The organism is Brevibacterium sp. p3-SID960, assembly GCF_025144725.1.
GTDB lineage: Bacteria > Actinomycetota > Actinomycetes > Actinomycetales > Brevibacteriaceae > Brevibacterium.
This window is the reverse complement of record NZ_JALXKS010000006.1, coordinates 42,031-58,201: the sequence shown is the minus strand read 5'-3', so window position 1 is coordinate 58,201 and position 16,171 is coordinate 42,031. Positions and strand designations below refer to the sequence as shown.

The 16,171-nt window shown below is 69.5% G+C and carries 19 protein-coding genes; 9 read left to right on the top strand and 10 right to left on the bottom strand.

Annotation, left to right across the window (positions count from 1 at the left end):
* Both M3B11_RS03245 and M3B11_RS03240 read left to right on the top strand, forming a co-directional pair.
* Positions 1-915 carry a rhodanese-related sulfurtransferase gene (locus M3B11_RS03245; protein WP_259875348.1) on the top strand — a complete coding sequence of 305 codons (915 nt, stop codon included), beginning with the start codon at positions 1-3 and terminating at the stop codon, positions 913-915.
* A gap of 75 nt (positions 916-990) precedes the next feature.
* Positions 991-1,455 (top strand): VIT1/CCC1 transporter family protein, encoded by a 465-nt coding sequence (locus M3B11_RS03240; protein WP_311197711.1) that lies wholly within the window; start codon positions 991-993, stop codon positions 1,453-1,455.
* 27 nt (positions 1,456-1,482) lie between these two features.
* On the opposite strand, the gene M3B11_RS03235 is transcribed toward M3B11_RS03240, so the two are convergent.
* On the bottom strand, positions 1,483-1,812 hold the full coding sequence (locus M3B11_RS03235) for a DUF2185 domain-containing protein (protein ID WP_259875347.1): 330 nt from the start codon (positions 1,810-1,812) through the stop codon (positions 1,483-1,485).
* A gap of 117 nt (positions 1,813-1,929) precedes the next feature.
* Between M3B11_RS03235 and M3B11_RS03230 the strand changes: the two genes are divergently transcribed.
* Complete coding sequence (locus M3B11_RS03230; RefSeq protein WP_259875346.1) at positions 1,930-2,445, top strand: hypothetical protein; 516 nt, start codon at positions 1,930-1,932, stop codon at positions 2,443-2,445.
* A gap of 6 nt (positions 2,446-2,451) precedes the next feature.
* Here M3B11_RS03230 and M3B11_RS03225 read toward each other — a convergent pair whose 3' ends face one another.
* The 6 genes from M3B11_RS03225 to purS form a co-directional block, all read right to left on the bottom strand.
* Complete coding sequence (locus M3B11_RS03225; RefSeq protein WP_259875345.1) at positions 2,452-3,354, bottom strand: HNH/ENDO VII family nuclease; 903 nt, start codon at positions 3,352-3,354, stop codon at positions 2,452-2,454.
* A gap of 40 nt (positions 3,355-3,394) precedes the next feature.
* Positions 3,395-3,664 carry a hypothetical protein gene (locus M3B11_RS03220; RefSeq protein WP_259875344.1) on the bottom strand — a complete coding sequence of 90 codons (270 nt, stop codon included), beginning with the start codon at positions 3,662-3,664 and terminating at the stop codon, positions 3,395-3,397.
* Positions 3,661-3,828 carry a hypothetical protein gene (locus M3B11_RS03215; protein ID WP_259875343.1) on the bottom strand — a complete coding sequence of 56 codons (168 nt, stop codon included), beginning with the start codon at positions 3,826-3,828 and terminating at the stop codon, positions 3,661-3,663. The genes M3B11_RS03220 and M3B11_RS03215 overlap by 4 nt, the downstream gene beginning before the upstream one ends.
* A gap of 118 nt (positions 3,829-3,946) precedes the next feature.
* A complete protein-coding gene (locus M3B11_RS03210) occupies positions 3,947-4,933 on the bottom strand; it encodes a DUF6882 domain-containing protein (RefSeq protein ID WP_259875342.1) in 987 nt (328 codons plus the stop codon).
* A gap of 57 nt (positions 4,934-4,990) precedes the next feature.
* On the bottom strand, positions 4,991-5,731 hold the full coding sequence (purQ, locus tag M3B11_RS03205) for a phosphoribosylformylglycinamidine synthase subunit PurQ (RefSeq protein ID WP_259875376.1): 741 nt from the start codon (positions 5,729-5,731) through the stop codon (positions 4,991-4,993).
* A 35-nt stretch (positions 5,732-5,766) separates the two neighbouring features.
* Positions 5,767-6,042, bottom strand: coding sequence for a phosphoribosylformylglycinamidine synthase subunit PurS (gene purS / locus M3B11_RS03200; RefSeq protein ID WP_259875375.1), 276 nt, complete (start codon positions 6,040-6,042; stop codon positions 5,767-5,769).
* A 182-nt stretch (positions 6,043-6,224) separates the two neighbouring features.
* On the opposite strand from purS, the gene M3B11_RS03195 reads away from it, so the two are divergent.
* Positions 6,225-7,280 carry a hypothetical protein gene (locus M3B11_RS03195; protein ID WP_259875341.1) on the top strand — a complete coding sequence of 352 codons (1,056 nt, stop codon included), beginning with the start codon at positions 6,225-6,227 and terminating at the stop codon, positions 7,278-7,280.
* A 61-nt stretch (positions 7,281-7,341) separates the two neighbouring features.
* On the opposite strand, the gene M3B11_RS03190 is transcribed toward M3B11_RS03195, so the two are convergent.
* Positions 7,342-8,247: a phosphoribosylaminoimidazolesuccinocarboxamide synthase gene (locus M3B11_RS03190; RefSeq protein ID WP_259875340.1), complete on the bottom strand. Its 906-nt coding sequence runs from the start codon at positions 8,245-8,247 to the stop codon at positions 7,342-7,344.
* Positions 8,248-8,271: 24 nt separating this feature from the next.
* Entirely contained in the window at positions 8,272-9,561 is a 1,290-nt protein-coding gene (gene purD, locus M3B11_RS03185; protein WP_259875339.1) for a phosphoribosylamine--glycine ligase, read from the bottom strand.
* A 65-nt stretch (positions 9,562-9,626) separates the two neighbouring features.
* Between purD and M3B11_RS03180 the strand changes: the two genes are divergently transcribed.
* From M3B11_RS03180 to M3B11_RS03170, 3 genes are read left to right on the top strand one after another with little or no spacing between them, the layout of a single operon-like run.
* Positions 9,627-10,664, top strand: coding sequence for an asparaginase (locus M3B11_RS03180; protein ID WP_259875338.1), 1,038 nt, complete (start codon positions 9,627-9,629; stop codon positions 10,662-10,664).
* Positions 10,661-11,059, top strand: a complete 399-nt coding sequence (locus tag M3B11_RS03175) for a sterol carrier family protein (RefSeq protein ID WP_102162098.1) — start codon at positions 10,661-10,663, stop codon at positions 11,057-11,059. The genes M3B11_RS03180 and M3B11_RS03175 overlap by 4 nt, the downstream gene beginning before the upstream one ends.
* 4 nt (positions 11,060-11,063) lie before the next feature.
* On the top strand, positions 11,064-12,584 hold the full coding sequence (locus M3B11_RS03170; RefSeq protein ID WP_259875337.1) for an NAD(P)/FAD-dependent oxidoreductase: 1,521 nt from the start codon (positions 11,064-11,066) through the stop codon (positions 12,582-12,584).
* A gap of 151 nt (positions 12,585-12,735) precedes the next feature.
* Here the strand turns inward: M3B11_RS03170 and M3B11_RS03165 are convergent, their stop codons facing one another.
* Positions 12,736-13,932 carry a PLP-dependent aspartate aminotransferase family protein gene (locus M3B11_RS03165; RefSeq protein WP_259875336.1) on the bottom strand — a complete coding sequence of 399 codons (1,197 nt, stop codon included), beginning with the start codon at positions 13,930-13,932 and terminating at the stop codon, positions 12,736-12,738.
* Positions 13,933-14,078: 146 nt separating this feature from the next.
* Between M3B11_RS03165 and M3B11_RS03160 the strand changes: the two genes are divergently transcribed.
* Positions 14,079-14,558, top strand: coding sequence for an Lrp/AsnC family transcriptional regulator (locus tag M3B11_RS03160; RefSeq protein WP_217006175.1), 480 nt, complete (start codon positions 14,079-14,081; stop codon positions 14,556-14,558).
* Between the two features lie 68 nt (positions 14,559-14,626).
* A complete protein-coding gene (locus M3B11_RS03155) occupies positions 14,627-16,087 on the top strand; it encodes an aldehyde dehydrogenase family protein (RefSeq protein WP_259875335.1) in 1,461 nt (486 codons plus the stop codon).
* Positions 16,088-16,171: the final 84 nt, after the last annotated feature.

The window sequence follows — 16,171 nt, the reverse complement described above, 5'->3', positions numbered from 1 at the left end:
ATGTCCGTATCCAAGATCGTCCTGTTCTACGTCTTCACCCCGCTGGCCGACCCCGAGGCGGTGCGCCTGTGGCAGCACGCGCTGTGCGAGCGCCACAACCTCAAGGGCCGCATCATCATCTCCGCTGACGGCATCAACGCCACCGTCGGCGGGGAGATCCACGACGTCAAGCAGTACGTGCGCACGACGAAGAGCTACGCGCCCTTCCGCAAGGCCGATATCAAGTGGTCGACCGGCACCGGCGATGACTTCCCGCGCCTGAGCGTCAAGGTCCGCCCGGAACTCGTCACCTTCGGCAACCCCGACGAGGTCACGGTCACCGAGGACGGCGTGCAGGGCGGGGGAGCGCATCTGAAGCCCGGGCAGCTGCACAAGCTCGTCGACGAACGCGGCGACGACGTCGTCTTCTTCGACGGCCGCAACGCGATGGAGGCGGAGATCGGCCGGTTCAAAGACGCGGTCATCCCGAACACGGACACCACCCGTGACTTCATCGCCGAGATCGAATCCGGCAAGTACGACGACCTCAAGGACAAGCCGATCGTCACCTACTGCACCGGCGGGATCCGCTGCGAGGTGCTCACCGTGCTCATGAAGAACCGCGGCTTCGAAGAGGTCTACCAGCTCGACGGCGGCATCGTCCGCTACGGCGAGACCTTCGGCAACTCCGGGCTGTGGGACGGTTCGCTGTACGTCTTCGACAAGCGCATGCACATGGAGTTCGGCTCCGGGGCCGAGTCGCTGGGCCGCTGCCGGGAGTGCGATGAGCCGACCCCGCTGTTCGTCAACTGCGCCGATGAGTCCTGCCGGAAGCAGTTCCTGCGCTGCCAGGACTGCACCGATGCCGGCCGGCACCCGTACTGCGGTGAGTGCGCCGCGCCCGAGGCAAAGGCTGCGGTCCCGGCCGCACAGTAGGTTCCAGCAGACCCGGCCAACACCGGCGCGATCTTCCTCGCCGGTGCCGCTGGCCTGGTCGCCGGTGCTGCCTCGATGGCGGTCGGCGAGTATGTTTCGGTGGCCAGTCAGCGCGACTCCGAACAGGCACTCATCCGTTTGGAGAAGTGGGAGCTCGAACATGAGCCGGATGAGGAGTTCGACGAACTCGCCAGCATCTGCCGGCAGCGGGGTCTGAGCGAGGCGACCGCCCGTCAGGTCGTCACCGAGCTGCACGCCCATGATGCGCTCGGAGCGCACCTCGATGCTGAGCTCGGCATCGACCCCGATGAGCTGACGAACCCTTGGGCTGCGGCCATCGCCTCGTCGATCTCATTCACGATCGGCGCCCTGCTGCCGGTGCTTGCCGTGCTGCTGCCGCCGCCGGAATGGCGGATCATCACCGCTTTCATCGCGGTGCTTGCCGCCCTCGGCCTGACCGGCTGGCTCTCAGCGAAGCTCGGCAAGTGTGGCGGGCTGTCGTGCGGATGCTCATCGGCGGTGCGCTGGCGATGGCAGTGACCTACGGCATCGGCCAGATATTCGGTGTCAGCTCCGGCTGATCGGGGTGTCGGTCTCGGCGTCGATCCACTGCCGGCCGCGATCGGCGGACACGTCGAGGCGCAGCTCGCTGCCGACCGGCAGGTTCCAGATCTCGATGAGCGCCGGTTCGATCTCACACAGTTCGTTGAAGTCGGCGATCTTCCAGTTCGCCGGATCCGACAGGTAGTCCGATTCGTCTATCGCGCTGAGGATCCGCCAGCCGTTGTCGGCCGGGTCCTTCGACGTCTCCCGGTGCGCCCAGCGGATCTGCCCGCGACCGGTGTAGGCGTTCGTTGTGACGAGACAGGCCCCGGCGTGGCGGATGAACTCGGTCATCTTGCCTCCTCAGGAATCGGTGAGCGTGAACTTCAGGCTAACAGCGGGGCCCGATGGCCGGGCCTTCGGTACAGTGAGTGGTGTTCCCTCCCCTCCCCGAGAACTGTGAGACCTCGCATGACATCACTGAGACAGCTGGCGGCCACCGGCGACGCGCAGTCCTTCGCCGCCGCCTACACCGGATCCGCCGACGCCGACCTGCTGTTCGCTGCCCTGACCAACCGCGATGAGGACGCGCGTGCCGCGATCGCGGGCCAGCTCATCGCCGACGGTGCCGATGCCGCCGCCGTGCAGGAGGGCCAATCGACACTGTCGGTGCTGCTGGGAGCCCACCAGCGCCTCGGCGCCGGAGACGGGGAACTGGCCCAGCGCCTCATCGACGCCGGTGCCGACGTCAACTTCCGGGAGCGGCGCGGCGAACTCGTGATGCACCTGGCGGCGAAGACCCGCGCCGATGATGACGAAGACCGGCGCAGCCTGTATCAGGCGTTCTTCTCCTCCCCGCGGCTCGACCTTTCGCTGCCGGTGAATGAGAGCCGGGACAAGACGATCGGGCAGTGGCTGCACGGCACCTGCGAGCGGGTGCCGGACAAGCGGCAGGTGCTCGCCGAGTTCCTCGCCGACGCGGGCTGAGGCTCATCAGGGGTCCTCGTCCTGGCCGGAGCGGTTGCGGCCGGGATCCTCGACCCGGTAGTTGTCAGGGTCGCGGTACTCGGCGAGGAACTCCTCGCGGGTGATCTCGCCGTTGACGTAGCGCTGGTGCAGCTTGCGGTACTCATGCCCCGGCAGATGCCCCATGTCCCAGACACCGCGGCGGCTGTCACCGGGCTTCCACGTGATCTCACGCCATTCGCCGTGTTTGTCGAGCACCCACATCGAGTCCTTCTTCGGGGCGTGCGGCGGTGGGTTGTTGTGGATGTCTTCGAGGATGCCGTCGTCGTAGTCCTCGATCTGCTGGTTGCGGGAGTTCTCCCACACCTGCTCGACCTGGCCCGTGTCGTAGGATGGGCGGTCCTTCGGATTGGTGTTGGGGATCGCATTGCCGTCCCCGTCGTACATCTGCTTGTCGTCATCGATGTAGAACGGCCCGTCGTGGCCCTTGACGGACTGGTCGGTGGGCTTCGCATCACGCGGTAGACCCTTAGGTCGCTGCGTCTCAGGGCCGGGTGCGGTGTCGGGCCGGGGCTCAGCGTCGGGGGCGTCGTCGCCGAGGGCGAGGGCGTCATCGGGATCCTCAGGGGCAGAAGAGCATCCCGCGGTGACGGCCGCGTGTCCTGCGGCAACGGCAGTCGTGGCTGTGCCCGCAGCGGTGGCTGTGCCCGCAACGGTGGTAGTGCTGTGCAGCGGCGCAGGTGCCGAGGCGGTCTTCGAGAACACCTTGCACAGCGTGGATGAGAAGCCGGAGGCCAGCGTCGACTGCCAGGGCACCGCGACGAGCCCGGCGATGATGATGGCGATGACGACGGCAATGCCGGCGTATTCGATGGTGGCCGCGCCGCGTTCTCGAACATCGGCGCGCACGTGCGTGGCGCGGGGATTCACGGGGAGGCTCCTGCCTGCCGGAGGGGGGTGAGGGGTGCCTTCAGCTTAAAGCGGCAGGGGTGAGGAGCGCGTGGGCCTCAGGGCCCGTCCCTGGGCCCAAAGACAGGAGTGTCGTCAGCGTTCGGGCCGAGGGCCGAGCGGCGCGCACACAAGCCGAGATGATGAAGGCCAGGGCGATGACCCCGGCAACCAGCGAGATCCAGGCGATCGGGCCCTCGGGCACGAACTCGCGCACGAGCAGCAGCCCGGTCATGACGAGCAGGCCTGCGCTCAGCAGACCGTTGTGGCTGAAGGTGCGCGGTGAGCTCATGGTCGGCGGCCTTCGATGCGCTGATTGCGTGAGCGCTGCCAGAGGGCGATCGTCACGAAGACGACGATGAGCCCCAGAGCGGCCGGAGCGGAGCCGTCGGTGAACAGCACGATCAGACCGAGGAGTGCCAGGAGGACGGCGGCCAGGTACGCCAGATGTCCCATAGGTGTCACCGCTCAACGGCTGGGCTGACTCTCACAGACCCCCCATCGACTGGCCGGACTCAACGGCAGCTGACGGAGTCCACCGCAACGTCGTGCGACCTTCACCCAGGAGCGGTCGTCAGCCGCCGAAGAGCTTCTTGAAGAAGCCCTTCTTCTTCGGCCTCTCCTTCTTCTCCGGCGTGGAAGCAGGGGCCGGTTCGGGGACGGGCTCCTCGGTTGCCGGGGCCGGCGCGGCAGGCTCCGGTGCCGGTTCTGGTTCCGGGGTCGGTTCGGCGACCGGTTCGGCAGGTGCCGGGGCAGACTCGGGCTTGACCGGCTCGGGCGCGGGCTCCGGAGCCGGGGCGGGGATCGGCTCCTCGGCTGCTGGGGCAGGCGTGCTGGCTGGTGTCGACCCATGGCCGGCGAACTGCTCGGCGGCCTCGCCCTCGAGTGGCTGGTGCAGGGCGCAGTTGGTGATGCGGTTCTGCTCATCGAAGGTGACATCGGCGCTGCCGTCGGCGGCGAGAATGCGCAGGTCGGTGCCCTCCAGCTCCGCCAGCGGGAAACCGCGCTGCTCGGCGTAGGCGATGAGCGCAGCCCGGTGGTCGGTCACCTCGGTCTCGGTCAGGCCCTGGGCCAGTGAGCGGACGAGGTCGCGGATCGCAGGCTGACCGAGCGTGAGCTCCGGATGCTCGACGAGCAGCCACACGACCGAGCCGCCGCCGGCATCGACCGGGTAATGCGCCCACCGGCCGGTGATCGTCTTGGCCGCCAGCGTCAGGCGCAGGGCGAGCTCCTCACTCAGATCGATCTCCTCGGTGGTGAACTCGGTCAGCTCATGGGCGGCACCGTACTTGCGCACCGCATGGGAGAGGTCGACGACCGGGGCGGGGAAGTCGTTGATGTTGTCCCAGCCCCAATGCCAGGTGGCGGTCTGCTGCGATTCGCTGCCGAGCATGTGGGCGCGCACGTCCAGCGGCTGCTCGCCGGTGAAGCGCAGCGTCGGCGGGTCGGCGGCGAAGTCGACTTCCCAGTCGGCCTCGGCGATCCGGCGGCCGAAGGCGGCCTGCATCTCCGCGGAGAGGAACACGGCACGGTTGACGAGATCCTGCAGCGTTTCAGTCATGCTCACAACTCTAGCGCTCCGGTGCCGGCTCGGCAGGCAGACCGCCGCAGTGCGGCCTCAGGCGTTGACGAGTGCGGAGATGACCGAGGTGAAGAAGCCCTGGCCGTCGAGTCCGGTGCGCATCCCGGTGGCGGTGTCCGGGCCATAGCCGGCCTCGACGGCGTGTTCGGGGTGGGGCATGAGTCCGACGATCCGGCCGCTCGCATCGGTGATGCCGGCGATGTCGTTGCGTGAGCCGTTCGGGTTGACCTCCAGGTAGCGGGCCACAACCCGGCCCTCAGCTTCGAGCATGTCGAGAGCGGCGTCATCAGCCATATAGCCGCCTTCGCCGTTCTTGAGCGGGATGACGATCTCCTGACCGGCGGTGAAATCCGAGGTCCAGGCCGTCTCAGCGTTCTCGATGCGCAGCTTCTGGTCCCGGCACACAAACTGCTGGGAGTCGTTGCGCACGAGCGCGCCGGGCAGCAGATGGGCCTCACACAGCACCTGGAAGCCGTTGCAGATGCCGAGCACCGGCATCCCGCCCTTGGCTGCTGCGATGACGGCATCCATGATCGGGGCGAACCGGGCGATCGCCCCGCAGCGCAGGTAGTCGCCGTAGGAGAATCCGCCGGGCAGGATCACCGCATCGACGCCGGACAGGGACTCATCGGCATGCCACAGACGCACCGCCTCGGCCCCGGCCAGGGTGACGGCGCGTGCAGCATCCCGGTCGTCGAGGGTGCCGGGGAAGGTGACGACGCCGACCCGAGCGCCGACAGCGCCGGGGGTCGCCGCAGACGAGGCAGGGGCGCCGATGAGCGGGCCGCCGGCAGTGTAGGCGCTGCGGTCGGTCACCGGGCACCTGCCTCGGTGCCGGAGTCCTCCTCGGCACGCACGGAGACGACGTTCTCGATGACGGGATTCGACAGCAGCTTCTCAGCCGCATCGCGCACCTCGGTCAGCACCGCATCGGTGACCTCGCCCTCGACGGTGAGCTCGAAGCGCTTGCCCTGCCGGACATCGGTGAACCCGTCGAACCCCAGCCGGGTCAGGCCCGAGCTGATCGCCTTGCCCTGCGGATCGAGGATCTCCGGCTTCGGCATGACCTCGACGACGACACGTGCCATGTCCACGTTCTCCCTTATGCGATGTGCGCGGCTGACCGGCAGCCGTCTGTTCAGCAGTCTCATCCTAACAGCGCGACCAGCCCCCGGCGTGCTCTGGTAGCCTGGCCACCCGGCAGCCGATGCGCCGCCGAACCGCATGCTCCACGCCCGCCTCCTGCCGACCCGAAGGGTGGAATGCGCCGATGGCCGATGCACCAGCGCTGCCGACGAGCTTCGACCGTGTCCTGCTGCTCGCCGATCCGGGCGGTCCGGCCCGGCGCGCCGAGGCGATCCGGGAGGATCTCGCAGCCCGGCTCAGCGAAGTGCTCGGCGGGGAGGTGCGTGTCGATGTGCGTGCGGCAGCGCTGCGGCTGACACCGGAGTACGAACTCGACATGGACGTCGCCGAAGAGCTCGCCGAACGCACCGAACCGGCGCATGCGACGATCTTCCTCACCGAGATCCCCCGCCACACCCGCGGGCACCCGCTCGTCGCCGAGGTGTTCACCGGCCCCTCGATCGGCGTCGTGTCCCTGCCGGCCTTCGGTGCGTGGGCGCGCCGCCGGCGGCTCATCACGACGCTCACAAGCACGGTCGTCCATATGCTCGGCGGGGACCCGGCGCGTGACACGGGGCCGGACTACCGGTGGAACTCCTGGCGCTACGAGGCTGAGGAGCAGGTCTACCTGCTCCACGCCCACACCATCACCGGCGGCCCGCGGATGGCGCTGGGCATGATCATGTCCAATGAGCCATGGAACGCCGTGCCGAAGCTCTCCGGCGCGCTCGCCGCCGCTGCGGCCACCGGCGCCTTCGGCATCTTCTACCAGTCGATCTGGCAGATGGCCGACTACCTGTCGACGACCCGGCTGCTGTTCATCGGGCTGCTGTCGATCGTCCTCGTGGTCGGCTGGCTGATCTTCGGGCACCGGCTGTGGGACAAGCCCAAACGCGAGACCCTCGCCGCAGTCACCGTGCTGTACAACCTCTCGACCGTCGTCACCCTGCTCGTCGGGGTTGCGCTGCTCTACGCGATCCTCTTCATCCTCATCCTGCTGTCCTCGCTCGTCGTCATCGACATACAGTTCATGTCCGATGTGCTCGGCTCACAGGCCACCTGGGACGACTACGTCGAACTCGCCTGGCTGTCAGCGGCACTCGGGCTGTTCGCCGGCGCGCTGGGCGCGACATTCGACTCCGATACGGATCTGCGGATGCTCACCCACGGCCAGCGCGAATGGATGCGCACCCCGGAATGAGCCGCGCCCGGCTGCAGAGGCCCGGGCGAGGCTGCGGAGGTCCGGGCGAGGCTGCGGAAGGTCAGCCGGGGAACTCCTGGCCTGTGATGCGCTCGAAGGCCTCGATGTAGCGCTGCCGGGTTCTGGCGACGATCTCGGCGGGCAGAGCCGGCGGCTGCTGGCCGGAGTCCTTGTCCCAGCCGGACTCCGGACCGGTCAGCCAGTCGCGCACGAACTGCTTGTCGAAGCTCGCCTGCGCCCGCCCGGGCACGTACGCCTCGGCGTCCCAGAACCGGGATGAGTCCGGGGTCAGCACCTCGTCGGCCAGCAGCACCCGGCCGTCGGCATCGCGGCCGAACTCGAACTTCGTATCGGCCAGGATGATCCCGCGTTCGCGGGCGATCTCCTCAGCGCGGGTGTAGATGCGCAAGGTGACGTCGCGCAGCAGCTCGGCGTCGTCCTCACCGAGCAGTTCGACGGTCTTGTCGAAGCTGATGTTCTCATCATGCTCGCCCAGCTCGGCCTTGGTGGCGGGGGTGAAGATCGCCGGTGTCAGCTTGTCGGCCTCGCGCAGCCCAGCGGGCAGCGCGACCCCGCACACCGAGCCGGTGCGCTCGTAATCCGCCCGGCCCGAACCGGTCAGGTATCCGCGGGCGACGCATTCGACGGGGAACATCTCCAGCGGCCGGCACACCATCGCCCGCCCGGCCACCGCCTCGGGCACGTCGGTGGAGGTGACGTGGTTGCCGATCACCTCGGAGAGTTGGTCGAACCACCACAGGCTCAGGCCGGTCAGCACCGCGCCCTTGCCCGGGATCGGGGTGTCGAGCACGAAGTCGTATGCGGAGATCCGGTCGCTGGCCACGAGCAGCACCCGTTCGGCTTCGGCCAGCTCGGCCGGGCCGTCGGCGGGCACATAGATGTCGCGGACCTTGCCGGAGTACACGAGCTGCCAGCCCGGCAGGCTCTGCGGTGCGTCGGTGCTCATGGCAAACCTCCTCAGTCGGTGGTGCTAGTCGGTGGTGGATGGGATCGTGATCTGGCCGGCGGCCGCGGCGGCGGCGATGTCGCTGCGCTGCTGCTGGCCGTCGAAGCTGATGAGCGCGGCGGCGGCGTAGGCACGCTCGCGGGCCTCGGCCAGCGTGGGTGCGTTGGCGACGACGGAGAGCACCCGCCCGCCATTGGTGGCCAGCTGACCTGCCGTGCCCGAGGCGGTGGTGCCCGCGTGCAGGACCATCACCCCATCCTGGGCGGCCGCCTCGGTCAGGCCGGTGATCGGGGCGCCGGTGACCGGTGCCTCGGGGTAGCCGACAGCGGCCATGACGACGGTGACCGAGGCGTCAGACGACCACTGCAGGGACGGCAGCTCGGCGAGTGTGCCGGTGGCTGCGGCCATGAGTGCGGTGCTGAGGGGGGTCTCCAGGCGGGCGAGGACGGACTGGGTCTCCGGGTCGCCGAAGCGCACATTGAACTCGACGACGCGCAGCCCGCGGGCAGTCAGGGCGAGCCCGCAGTACAGGAGTCCTGCGAACGGGGTGCCGCGGCGGGCCATCTCGTCGACGACCGGCTGGGCGACGGTGGTGACGATCTCCTCGACCAGTCCAGGCGGCGCCCAGGGCAAGGGGGAGTAGGCACCCATCCCGCCGGTGTTCGGGCCGGTGTCGCCGTCGCCGATCCGCTTGAAGTCCTGCGCCGGTTCCAGCGGCACTGCGGTGACGCCGTCGCAGAGCACGAACAGGGACACCTCGGGCCCGTCGAGGTAGTCCTCGATGACGACCCGGTCAGCGACCGACAGGCACGAGCGGACGTGGGCGAGTGCGGCGTCGCGGTCCTCGGTGACGACGACGCCCTTGCCGGCGGCCAGCCCGTCGGCCTTGACGACGTAGGGGGCACCGAATCGGTCGAGGGCCTCGGCGGCCTCGGTCTCATCGGCGGCGGCGACCGCCTCGGCGGTGGGCACACCGGCTGCGGCCATGATCTCCTTGGCGAATGCCTTCGAACCCTCCAGCACGGCGGCTGCGCCGCTGGGGCCGAAGACGGGCAGCGAGGCTTCGCGCAGCGCATCAGCGACCCCGGCCACGAGCGGAGCCTCGGGACCGATGACGACGAGATCGGCGTCGAGGTCGCGGGCGAGCGCGGTGACGGCGGCCGGGTCGGTGGCCTCGACCGGGCGGGTGTCGCACATGAGTGCGATGCCCGGATTGCCGGGGGCGGCGATGACGGCATCGACCTGCGGATCGCGGATCAGACCGGCGACGATGGCATGTTCGCGGGCGCCTGAGCCCAGCACGAGAACCTTCATGCCCCTCAGCTTAGTATGCCCGTCAGCATGCCGGGTCGCAGACGGACAGGCTTTAGAGTGGGGACATGAGTGCTTCCGCTGACCCTGCCACCGGCACCGCCGCCCAGTCCGCTGAGCTCGCCGTCATCGAGCGCAGCGGATTCATCGAATCCCGCCACATCGGCTCCGCTGTCGTCGTCGATCCCGACGGCCGAGTGTATGTGCAGGCCGGTGCGCCCGAAGCGCCGGTGCTCACCCGCTCGTGCCTCAAACCGCTGCAGGCCGTCGCCGTCATGGAGTCCGGGGTCGCGCTGGCCGGAGAGGCCGCTGTGCTCGCCACCGCCTCCCACCGGTCCGAAGAGGGACATGTGAGGATCGTCGAGGCGATGCTCGCCGATGCCGGTCTCGATGAGACCGCGCTCAAGTGCCCGGCGGTCGCCCCGGCAGACCCGGACTACCGCTACCTCACCCGGGCGGCCGGCCAGCAGACCTCCCGGCTGTTCTACAACTGCTCCGGCAAGCACGCAGCCTTCCTGGCCGCCTGCGCCCACAACGGCTGGGACACCGAGACCTACCTCGCTCCCGACAGCCCCGTCCAGCAGGCGGTCGCCGCCGCCGTCGAACGCTACTGCGGGGCGCCGTCGGATCACGTCGGCGTCGACGGCTGCGGGGCACCGGTGCACGCGATGCCGCTCACCCGCCTGGCCCGGGGCATCGGGCAGATCGCTTCCGGTGTGAGCGAACCGGCCCGGCTGCTGACCGAGGCGGTCGTCGAGCATCCGTGGGCGATCGACGGGCACGGCCGGCCCAACGCGGTGGCGATCGAACGGCTCCACGTGCTCGCGAAGTTCGGTGCCGAAGGCGTCATGGTGATGGGCACCCGCGACGGCTGGGCGGTTGCGGTCAAGTGCCTCGACGGGTCGAACCGGATCACCTCGATGGTCGCACTCGAGCTCCTCGCCCACGCTGGGGCGGTCGACGCGGAGGCCGCGCTGCCGGTCATCAGCGATCTCGCCCCGCAGATCACCGGCGGCATCGACGAATACGGTGCCCCAGCCGCCGTCGGTCAGGTGCGTGCCGGGGCCGGGCTGTACGATGCGATGCACGGAGGAGACCAGACATGAGCATTCGCCGCAGAATCGACCAGACCGAAGGCAAGGCCGCACTCGCGCGCTGGGAACAGGCCCGCCGCACAAGCGCAGAGGAAGTCGAACGGGCCACCCTGGCGATGGCCGTGCGCTACACGCTCGAAGAGCTCGCCGCCCGCCACGCAGGCGGCACGGTCGAAGTGCGCATCCCGCCTTTCGGCGTCACCCAGTGCATCGCAGGTCCCAAGCACACCCGCGGCACCCCACCCAATGTCATCGAAACCGACCCGGACACGTGGCTGCGGCTGGCGATCGGCGAACTGAGCTTCGCAGAGGCGCGCGCCGCCGACCCGGCGATCGCCTCGGGCACGCGAGCCGATCTGAGTCAGCAGCTGCCGCTGTTCACCGCTGCTGAACTCGCCGGCAGCTGAGCGGATGCACCAGCCGCCGGCCATCCGCCGCAGCCCGGTACTCGATGCCGTCATCGTCGGCTCCGGACCCAACGGCCTGGCCGCTGCCGTCACGCTCGCCCGCGCCGGCCTGACCGTCGAAGTTCTTGAGGCTCAGCCGAGCATCGGCGGGGGAGCACGCACCCACAACCTCGGGCTCGCCGCCGACCGGGCCGGGGCCTCGGCGCTGCGGCATGACGTGTGCTCCGCCGTGCACCCGATGGCGCTTGCCAGCCCGTTCCTGCTCGACTTCGACCTCGCCGCCCGCGGGGTTGAGCTCGCCGTGCCGGAGATCTCCTACGCCCAGCCGCTCGACGACCAGCCGGCAGCACTCGCCTGGCGCGACCTCGACCGGACCGCTGCAGGCCTCGGTGCCGACGGGCCGGTCTGGAAGCGGTTCTTCACCCCGTTCGCTGAGCACCGTGAGGAGATCGTGTGGCTCTCGCTTGGTGACAAGCGCTCCCTGCCGGCCGCCCTTCGCAGCCCAGCCGCGCTCGCCCGCTCAGCCGGGTTCGTGGCCCGGCTGTTCCAGCAGGGGAGTCCTGCCTGGAATCTGCCGCTGCGCACTGACGCCGCCCGCGCCCTGTTCGCAGGTGTTGCCTCCCATGCGATCGGCTCCCTGCCCTCCCCGGCGACCGCAGCGGCGGCGATGCTGCTGGCGACACTGGCGCATGGGGCCGGCTGGCCGATCCCGGTCGGTGGCTCTCAGGCGATCACCGCCGCGCTCGCCGCCGACCTGAAAGCCCACGGTGGGCAGATCCGCACGGGCGTGCACATCGAGACCGCCGCCGACCTGCCGCCTGCCCGCGCCTGCCTGCTCGACACTTCCGCCGGGACTGCCGCCCGCATCTGGGACGCCAGCCTGCCGGCCCGCGTCAGAGGCGGACTCACGCGATTCGGGCATGGGGATGCCGCTGCGAAAATCGACTTCGTGCTCTCCGGGCCGGTCCCGTGGCGCGACCGGGAGCTCGCCCAGGCAGGCACCCTGCACCTGGGCGGGACCCGGGAGCAGATGGCCGCCGCCGAGGCGGAGGTCGCCGCCGGCCGACTGCCCCGGCGTCCCGTCGTGCTCGTCTCCGACCCGACGGTCGCTGATCCGTCCCGGGAGGTCGCCGGGCTGCGGCCGCTGTGGACGTACGCGCATGTGCCGGCCGGCTGCCCGGCCGACGTCACCGAGCACATCACCGCCCAGATCGAGCGCTTTGCCCCCGGCTTCCGCGATGTCATCGTCGACTCCGCCTGCGTGCCGGCAGCCCAGATGCACGCCCACAACGAGAACTACGCCGGTGGTGACATCTCTGCAGGCGCAATGTCCCTGTACCGGATGGTCGCCCGGCCCAGGCTGACCTGGGACCCGTACTCCCTCGGCATCCCCGGCGTCTACCTGTGCTCGGCAGCCACCCCGCCGGGGCCCGGCGTGCACGGCATGAACGGCTGGTTCGCCGCCCAGCGGGCGCTGAAGCAGGTGTTCGGGCTGCCGGCACCGAGTCTCGCACCCGGCCGGTGAGCTCTCAGACTGAGGCGACCTCCACCTCGGGCGCGGGACACCGGGGGACCGAGGTGAGAGCCGGTCGCCATGACTGGCGACTCTGTCGCGGATATGCGCAGCGGCCGCACCGAAAAGGCGCGGCCGCTGAGGTGCTGCCGGGAGCTGTCCCTCAGCTGAGAGCCTGGGTGAAGTCGGCGATGATGTCGCGCGGGTCCTCCAGGCCGATCGAGACGCGCACGACACCGGCGGCCGGGCGGGCGTCGGGGGCGACCGGGCGGTGGGTCAGCGAGGCCGGGTGCTGGATGAGCGTGTCGACACCGCCGAGTGAGACGGCGTGCACAGCCAGGCGGGTGCGCTCGGCGAATGCCGCCGCGGCCTGGTAGCCGCCAGCCATGTCGAGGGCGAGCATCGCACCGGGGCCCGACATCTGCGAGCCGATGAGTCCGGCCGGATCCTGACCGTCGAGGCCGGGGAAGAACACCCGGGCGACCGCCTCATGGCCGTCGAGCGCCTCAGCGACAGTCTGGGCGTTGTCCTGCTGCTGGCGGATGCGGATCGGCAGGGTGCGCAGACCGCGGGCGAGCATATAGGCACCCATCGGGTGCAGCAGCCCGCCGGTGAGCGAGCGGACGGCGCGCAGCTCGCGGGCGCGCTCCTCAGAGCTGGCGACGATGCCGCCCATCGCATCCCCGTGGCCGCCGAGGTACTTCGTAGCCGAATGCACCGAATACGCAGCCCCGTGTGTCAGCGGCTGCTGGAGGACCGGGGTGGCGAACGTGTTGTCGACCATGACCGGCACGTCACCGGCGGCCGCGACAACCGCTGCGATGTCGACGAGTTCGAGCGTCGGGTTCGCCGGGGTCTCCATGACGACGAGACCGGTGTCGGACTCGATCGACTCCGTCACAGTGTCGGGGGTCGCCCAGGTGACGCGGGTGCCGAGGAACCCGGTGGCCAGCACATGGTCGGTGCCGCCGTAGAGCGGGCGGATCGCCACGATGTGCGGCTTGCCGGCAGCCACCCGCTGCTGAAGCACCGCGCAGATCGCAGCCATCCCGGTGGCGAAACCGACAGCGGAGTCCGCGCCTTCGAGGGCGGCCAGGCCCTCTTCGAAGTCCGAGGCGTTCGGCGACCACAGCCGCTGATAGACCAGCGAGGTCGCCCCATCCTTGGCTCGGCCGCCGCCGGTGAGCAGCTCATAGGAATCCCCGCCGGATTCCACCTCGGGCAGCGGGTAGGTCGTCGACAAGTCGATCGTCGGAACGTGCGTGCCCTCGCTGATGGCACGGGCGGCCATACTGTGCACGGCCAGGGTGTCAGGGTGGGCGTCGTGGGCGGCGGAGTCGCCGGGCGTGGTGTCACTCATAGCCTGCATTCAACTCCTCTTCGGCATCAAGCTGCCCATCCGCCGCAGATAATTGCAGGATGGGCGGACGATTCTGCAGGAACTGCGGCACAATGGGCACTGTATCGCAGTCTGCCGCAGACACTGCGATGTGGGAAGGGGTGGACATGGCCGATATCGAACTCGATGCCATCGACCGGCAGCTGCTGCGCCTGCTCGATGCCGACGCGCGCGCCTCCGGGCGAGCGCTGGCCCGTCGTCTGCGCGTGGCCGAATCGACAGTGGCGCTGCGCATCCGCCGGCTCGTGTCCGCCGGGGTGATCGCGAAATTCGGCATCACCGTCGACAAGGATCGCATCGGCCTGCCGCTGGAGGCGATGGTCTCCTGCCAGATCGGCCACCTCGACCGCTCTGCGATCGCCGCGCTGCGCCGCGATGCCCCCACCTGGCCGGGGGTGCTCTCGGTCTTCCACATGGCCGGCAGCGACGACTTCATCATCCACGTCGTCGCCACTGATGCCGATGCCCTGCGCGACTTCGTCGTCGACAACCTCGCCAGCCACCCGGCCATCACGCGCACCCAGACGAACCTCGTGTTCGAAAACCTGCCGGGCACCGGCTGGGCCACCGCCTTCGATGTCGACTGAGGAAGGCCGGGCGTCCGGGATGCGGCCGGCGGGCTGACACCTCGGGTGCGGGGGCTTAGGCTCAGGACATGGCCTCAACTCCTGCGCAGATCACGTCCTTCATCGGCGGCCGTCACGTGCCCTCGCTGACAACCTACGACAACATTGACCCGGCGACGAACCAGACGATCGGGCAGATCGCCCGGGGCGGCTTCGACGAAGTCGACCAGGCCGTCATCGCCGCCGGCAGAGCCCAGCAGTCCTGGGGTCGCACCGCACCCCAGGAGCGCGCCCGCCTGCTCGTGGCAGCAGCCGAACTCATCCGCGCAGACCGTGAGAACCTCGCCCGGCTCGAAAGCGAAGACACCGGCAAACCGCTGTCCCAGGCCTATGCTGACGTCGATGTGTGCGCCCGCTACTTCGAGTTCTACGGCCACACCATCGAGGCCTACTACGGCCACACCATCCCGCTCGGCGAGGACATGCACGTCTACACCCGCCGCGAACCCTACGGCGTCACCGGCCACATCGTCGCCTGGAACTACCCCCTCCAGCTCGTCGGCCGGGCGGCAGCCACCTCGCTGGCCACCGGCAACTGCGCGGTGGCCAAACCGGCAGACGAAACCCCGCGCACCACCGTGCGCTTAGCCGAGATCCTCGACCAGGCTGGCTTCCCCACCGGCGCCTTCAACGTCGTCACCGGACTCGGCCGGGAGGCCGGTGCGGCACTCGCCCAGCACCCCGAGGTCGCCCACCTCGGCTTCGTCGGCTCGACCGGCACCGGCTCGATCATCGCCCGGGCGGCAGCCGACCGGGTCATCCCGACCGTCCTCGAGCTCGGCGGGAAGTCGGCCAACATCGTCTTCGCCGATGCCGACATCGACGCAGCCGTGCCCTCCCTGGTCCGCTCGATCATCCAGAACGCCGGCCAGACCTGCTCGGCCGGTTCCCGGCTGCTCGTCCACACCGACGTGCGCGACGAGGTGCTGGAGAAGATGAGCGCTGCGATGCGCGAGGTGACGATCGGGCCCGGACTCGACGACCCGATGCTCGGCCCGCTCGTCTCCCGCAAGCAGTTCGAGCGGGTGACCGGGTTCCTCGAGCGTCTCGACTCCGGTGAGATCTTCACCGGCGGCGCCGCAGCCGAGGCGATCAGCACCTCGGGTACGGAAGGCTCTTCCGGCACGGAGGGCGCCTTCTTCGCCCCGACGATCGTCGCCGATGTCGAGGCCGACTCCGAGATCTGGCAGGAGGAGGTGTTCGGGCCCGTCGTCGTCTCCCGCAGCTTCGACTCCGACGAGCAGGCGATCGCCGAGGCCAACGGCACCGACTACGGCCTCGTCTCAGCCGTGTGGACGCAGAACCTCTCACGCGCTCACCGGATGGCCGCGGAGATCGAAGCCGGCCAGGTGTTCGTCAACACCTACGGCGCCGGCGGCGGCGTCGAACTGCCTTTCGGCGGTTTCAAGAAGTCCGGGTACGGGCGCGAGAAGTCGATCGAGGCCTTCGATGAGTACACGCAGACGAAGACCGTCGTCATGAAGATCTGACCTTCACCGACCGGCCGATCTGCCGGCGGTGGCCGTCAGCGACAAGCGCGTCGTCGTCGCCGTGCTCAGCCCGCTGGTCTATAT

What these genes read in the sequence shown, in the direction of transcription:
- M3B11_RS03160 (WP_217006175.1), top strand. Translation starts at nt 14,079, where the DNA reads ATGGCCGATATCGAACTCGATGCCATCGACCGGCAGCTGCTGCGCCTG.
- M3B11_RS03220 (WP_259875344.1), bottom strand. Translation starts at nt 3,664, where the DNA reads ATGAGCTCACCGCGCACCTTCAGCCACAACGGTCTGCTGAGCGCAGGC.
- M3B11_RS03170 (WP_259875337.1), top strand. Translation starts at nt 11,064, where the DNA reads ATGCACCAGCCGCCGGCCATCCGCCGCAGCCCGGTACTCGATGCCGTC.
- M3B11_RS03235 (WP_259875347.1), bottom strand. Translation starts at nt 1,812, where the DNA reads ATGACCGAGTTCATCCGCCACGCCGGGGCCTGTCTCGTCACAACGAAC.
- M3B11_RS03155 (WP_259875335.1), top strand. Translation starts at nt 14,627, where the DNA reads ATGGCCTCAACTCCTGCGCAGATCACGTCCTTCATCGGCGGCCGTCAC.
- purD (WP_259875339.1), bottom strand. Translation starts at nt 9,561, where the DNA reads ATGAAGGTTCTCGTGCTGGGCTCAGGCGCCCGCGAACATGCCATCGTC.
- purS (WP_259875375.1), bottom strand. Translation starts at nt 6,042, where the DNA reads ATGGCACGTGTCGTCGTCGAGGTCATGCCGAAGCCGGAGATCCTCGAT.
- M3B11_RS03175 (WP_102162098.1), top strand. Translation starts at nt 10,661, where the DNA reads ATGAGCATTCGCCGCAGAATCGACCAGACCGAAGGCAAGGCCGCACTC.
- M3B11_RS03190 (WP_259875340.1), bottom strand. Translation starts at nt 8,247, where the DNA reads ATGAGCACCGACGCACCGCAGAGCCTGCCGGGCTGGCAGCTCGTGTAC.
- M3B11_RS03215 (WP_259875343.1), bottom strand. Translation starts at nt 3,828, where the DNA reads ATGGGACATCTGGCGTACCTGGCCGCCGTCCTCCTGGCACTCCTCGGT.
- M3B11_RS03245 (WP_259875348.1), top strand. Translation starts at nt 1, where the DNA reads ATGTCCGTATCCAAGATCGTCCTGTTCTACGTCTTCACCCCGCTGGCC.
- M3B11_RS03240 (WP_311197711.1), top strand. Translation starts at nt 991, where the DNA reads ATGGCGGTCGGCGAGTATGTTTCGGTGGCCAGTCAGCGCGACTCCGAA.
- M3B11_RS03165 (WP_259875336.1), bottom strand. Translation starts at nt 13,932, where the DNA reads ATGAGTGACACCACGCCCGGCGACTCCGCCGCCCACGACGCCCACCCT.
- M3B11_RS03210 (WP_259875342.1), bottom strand. Translation starts at nt 4,933, where the DNA reads ATGACTGAAACGCTGCAGGATCTCGTCAACCGTGCCGTGTTCCTCTCC.
- M3B11_RS03230 (WP_259875346.1), top strand. Translation starts at nt 1,930, where the DNA reads ATGACATCACTGAGACAGCTGGCGGCCACCGGCGACGCGCAGTCCTTC.
- M3B11_RS03180 (WP_259875338.1), top strand. Translation starts at nt 9,627, where the DNA reads ATGAGTGCTTCCGCTGACCCTGCCACCGGCACCGCCGCCCAGTCCGCT.
- M3B11_RS03195 (WP_259875341.1), top strand. Translation starts at nt 6,225, where the DNA reads ATGGCCGATGCACCAGCGCTGCCGACGAGCTTCGACCGTGTCCTGCTG.